Source organism: uncultured Aurantimicrobium sp. (assembly GCF_936931525.1).
In the GTDB taxonomy this organism is placed as follows: Bacteria; Actinomycetota; Actinomycetes; order Actinomycetales; family Microbacteriaceae; genus Aurantimicrobium.
This window is the reverse complement of record NZ_CAKZII010000169.1, coordinates 1-4,144: the sequence shown is the minus strand read 5'-3', so window position 1 is coordinate 4,144 and position 4,144 is coordinate 1. Positions and strand designations below refer to the sequence as shown.

3 protein-coding genes are annotated in these 4,144 nt (G+C 50.5%); 1 reads left to right on the top strand and 2 read right to left on the bottom strand.

Annotation, left to right across the window (positions count from 1 at the left end; genetic code table 11):
• Positions 1-254: 254 nt before the first annotated feature.
• Together Q0362_RS08470 and Q0362_RS08465 are read right to left on the bottom strand one after the other, a co-directional pair.
• The gene (locus Q0362_RS08470) at positions 255-1,736 is read right to left on the bottom strand and encodes a hypothetical protein (RefSeq protein WP_298122524.1); all 1,482 of its coding nucleotides are present in this window, start codon (positions 1,734-1,736) and stop codon (positions 255-257) included.
• 265 nt (positions 1,737-2,001) lie between these two features.
• Positions 2,002-2,652, bottom strand: coding sequence for a response regulator transcription factor (locus tag Q0362_RS08465; RefSeq protein ID WP_298122522.1), 651 nt, complete (start codon positions 2,650-2,652; stop codon positions 2,002-2,004).
• A gap of 149 nt (positions 2,653-2,801) precedes the next feature.
• On the opposite strand from Q0362_RS08465, the gene Q0362_RS08460 reads away from it, so the two are divergent.
• Positions 2,802-4,144 (top strand): hypothetical protein (locus Q0362_RS08460; RefSeq protein WP_298122520.1); only part of this gene is annotated, 1,343 nt, incomplete at its 3' end.

Below are 4,144 nucleotides of genomic sequence, written 5' to 3'. Positions count from 1 at the left end.
AAAGCGTGGGTTAACCCTACGAATTCGAAGTTGCTTCTGCCTTGTAAATCTTAAGGCGATTGCGGTAGTTCGCTGCATACCTCCCTACCTTCTCCTGTTATTCGGGAGTGAGCTCTCTGCGCCCTACTAGGGCTTCTCCTCACTCGCAAGGGCATTGATACTAAGGTGACGCTGACCAATACTGGCACCGGTAAAACCAAAGAGGACATTCGTTGTGCTGCTGTTGCCGTTTCTGCCGTGGGAGTTCCCCACATTCATTGTGACAATCTGTGAAGTTGTTTGAGTTGAATCGTGAGGGTTGCCCCACCGAGTTTGTGTGACGGAGACAGTGTCCAGGTCGAATCAGGAATTGAGTTCAAATACATCGAACCCAGGCCTGGTTTTCCTCCCCTCACTCCAATTCCATCGTCTTCCAAGGTGACAAGCAATTCAGAGCAGTCGGGAATGCCCACACACGAAATTGTGAGCTCTGCATTTTTCGCCAATCCATGCTTCACGGCATTTGCTATACCCTCGGCAACGATAGAGCTCAAAATAGGGCTCAGTTCACTGTGTGAATTGAGGTGTTCGAGGTCCGCGTCAATATTCACCTCTATGACCCCATCCCAGGCAGCACAAATTTTTTCAATGCTGATAATTCCAGCTTTGGAAGGATTTTGGTCCGTGGTCAGAGTGTTGAGGTAGTCGTCTAATTCCTCAATCGACGAGCTCAGGATGTGTTCTTTTTCCTTTGTCGTGAGATTTTTAGAGTTCAATTCCCCTTGTAACTGGATTGACCTGGACAATAGAACGTTTTGCACATGGGAATGCAGGAGCTGTGCAAGTTCAAGATTGATTCGAGTTGATTCTGCTTTATTGAGTGCTTGGTTCTTCAGATCTGGAGCTAATGCAGTGATGTCCTCATGAACCTGTTTGATATTGCGCTGGGCCATGTTGACCACGCTTGAAGCAAACACTGCGCAACCCAGTAAGAGCAGAATGGAGAGTCCCTGCTGTAAGTTCTGCGCTGGACTCAGCGGCTGACTAATTACGGGAGTAATTAGGGCGATTGTGCCAGTCATGACAAGTATCGCAAAGCTGAAAACACGAAGCCCCCAACGGACCCCGCGCCGAGGTAGTCGTCGGGCAACTGCCAAGACCACCCAAATGATGATGCACTGGACTAGCAGTGCAAATGCTCCAACCTGTGCTCCGTAAGCAAACATTTCAACAGGTCCTGCAACCAATACAAAAACGATCACTACGGGGGTAATGACAAAGTTCAGCCTGGCCAGACTCAGCGTGACAAGGTTAGACACCGTGAAATCAGGAATGCGCTCATTTTCTCGCTGCCAGATTTCATGGCTTAGCGCACGGGCATCTTTTTCTCTTATCTCTTCGAGGATCTGGGGTAGGAGGCTGGGTCGGATCCGTGCCAAATTAAGACGCTGGCGACTTCGATAGACAAACTCTTCAAGCGAATCAGGGTTCTTTCTTGATCGTTTGTGAAGATTTCCTTCTGCACGATGAAGCTCAACATTCGAGATTTGGGGGGATGACATATCCCTGCGCACGAGCTCGGCAATCAATTGTTCGCGTTCAGACCGATAAAGCTCGAGTTGCGAAAACATCACCGGCACCACAATGACAACGGCTACCCCTATCACCGTGCTGGAAACTATGCGTCCCCAAATGTCAGTAACTTCTGCTCCAAGGAGAATGCGTGTCAACGCCGCAGTCATCAACGCTTTGGTCATGCCAAACAAGAAACCTGACAGGAGCACAATCCACAATCGAATGGGCTGAGAATTCTGAGAGCGCCAGAGCGTTGCTTTGAATAAATAGAAAAGTCCAGCACATGAAGCGATGGCGCCTACGTTAGCCAAGATGATGAGGCCAAGCTGTTGCCAACCTTGTGTCAGCGGAGTGCTCAGAATAGAGGCAACAAACCAAAGGGGAACAAGCGCGGCATAAGCCGGCACATATCCAACCCAGGGGCTGCCGATGGCCTCTACTAGTCGGCTACGACGTTGATTCGGCGCCAAGATTCAATCCCATTGCTCTGAAGTAAACGCGAGCGATATGCACTCGCTGGTTGAGGGCCGTGTCTTTTTCTAAAGACAAACGCGTAGCTAGACGTGTGATGGTTCCTTCCACAGCCTTCTCGCTGACACCTCTTCGCTTCGCAATTTCAGAGTTTGAATAGCCCTCTGCCACTAAGCGCAGAATCTCGAGTTGGGTTTGGCTGAGATGTCCCGAGAATGCATCCTTGGGAACTCTGTTGAGTAGTTTTGTTGAGGTGGGCGAAGAACGGAGCGCTTCTGTGACAAGTGAGATGTCTGTGATGTCACGCTTGACCAGATATCGAGTACCCGAGGGAATGAAGTCGGGGTTCTCGCCTAAAAGTCGGGGGTCGTCGTAACTTGTCAGAATGACAATGCCGATGCGGGGATTCTGAGCACGCAGCTGACGGGCAAGGTCCAAGCCAGTGGGACCTGCCCCCAAGTGGAGATCGATCAGAGCAGCAGAGGGAAGGTGTTTCTCAGCCAAGGCGATGGCTTCGGGAGAGTTCCCAGCGCTGTAGACGTTCTCAATTCCTGCCGATTTGAGGCTGGAAACCAAGGTGATGCGCGTGAAGTTATCGTCTTCCACAACCAAGACTTCTGAACCCATGTCTTCAGTATTACTCAGCAAGGCATGAACGTATATGTCGAAATAAAGGGTTTTCCCTATGAAATTGTCTTCTAGGGTTTCCCCTGTGTTTAGGCGCTGTCGTTACTGCCCGTTGAGGTGGAACGTGAACATCTCTTTAGCCTTGAATAATGTCCAGCAACTTATCCCGTTCCTTCTCTTTCATCATGGTTTCGGCACTAGCGGTTGTTGCGCTTGTCCTTGGAAACCAGCTTGATCCTGCTGCCGCAACAGCACAATGGAGCAATGATTCAGTACTCACAGATCCCTGTCGAAATGCACAAGGGGAACCACAGCTGCTGAGCGCCGAAGATGGAAGCTTTGTTGCCATAGTTGGGGTAACCACAGGAAGTCCTAACCTGATTCTTGCTAGACGGAGCATTGATGGGGGAAACACGTGGGGTGTGGCTACGGTTCTGTCGGATCCAACCGTAAGTGCGAATGATGCGGATGCTGTTCGACTGAACGACGGCAGCCTTGTTGTTGTGTGGTCGCAGCCTGGGTCCATCACGGGAAGCCGAGAAATTCGTCTCCGACAGAGTCTGGACAATGGAATTTCATGGGGTGCGCCACTCATAGTGTCTGCACCTTCATTCCCTGAAGAACAAGCTGATGAACCAGAAATTTCAGCAATGGGTTCCCATGGAATCGCACTTGCATACAAACGTAGCCATGCATCTGTATCGGGGACATGGCCTGTAGTGCGCACTGCTGCAGATATGTCACATTGGGGCGACTTGGTGGAATTCACAGGAGCAACCGGTCAAACGTCGGATGTCACTCCCACAGTGAATGAATCAGGGGCAATACTCGTGACCTGGACCAGCTTTGACGGCACTCGATATACCAAAGAAGCCGCGTTAGCTTCTGGGCCGACAGTTGTGTTGACTTTGTCTTCCTTCCCTACCATCCCCAACTACCCGGTTTCTGTGACTACAACTGCTTCGGGTGATTTCGTTGCGGTGTGGAGCGATGCAACGAGCGCCCTGAGTCCGAACTTCAACATTGCGTCGATGACCATAGATAGCCACCATGTCAATCTGAATTCCGGATCTTGCGTTAATTTCAGTCCCGTTTCACCCTCCTCCTCACCATCTGCAAGCCCATCATCTTCACCCACTTCTTCTCCGACTGCAGGGTGTGGTACGAATGCTGCTTTTGCCTTCGCACCTGTCATTGTCAGATTAAACGACGGAAGTCTTTTAGCAGCCTGGTCTCAGGACACCAATACAAATGGCACATCAGATATTCGCACGAGTAGAGGGGACGCTGAAGGTCACAATTGGTCAACACCTGTGACTGTAAACACCCCAATAGATACTCATGCCAATTTCAACCCTCGACTTGCTGTCTCGCCAGATGGAACAGTAATGGTGAGCTGGACGGTGGGGTTCTCAGCAACACAGGCTTATGAGTGCGCTGTGATTAATTCAGGTGGCGAGGTCTGGGACAGTAGTTTTACTGTTTCAAGCTG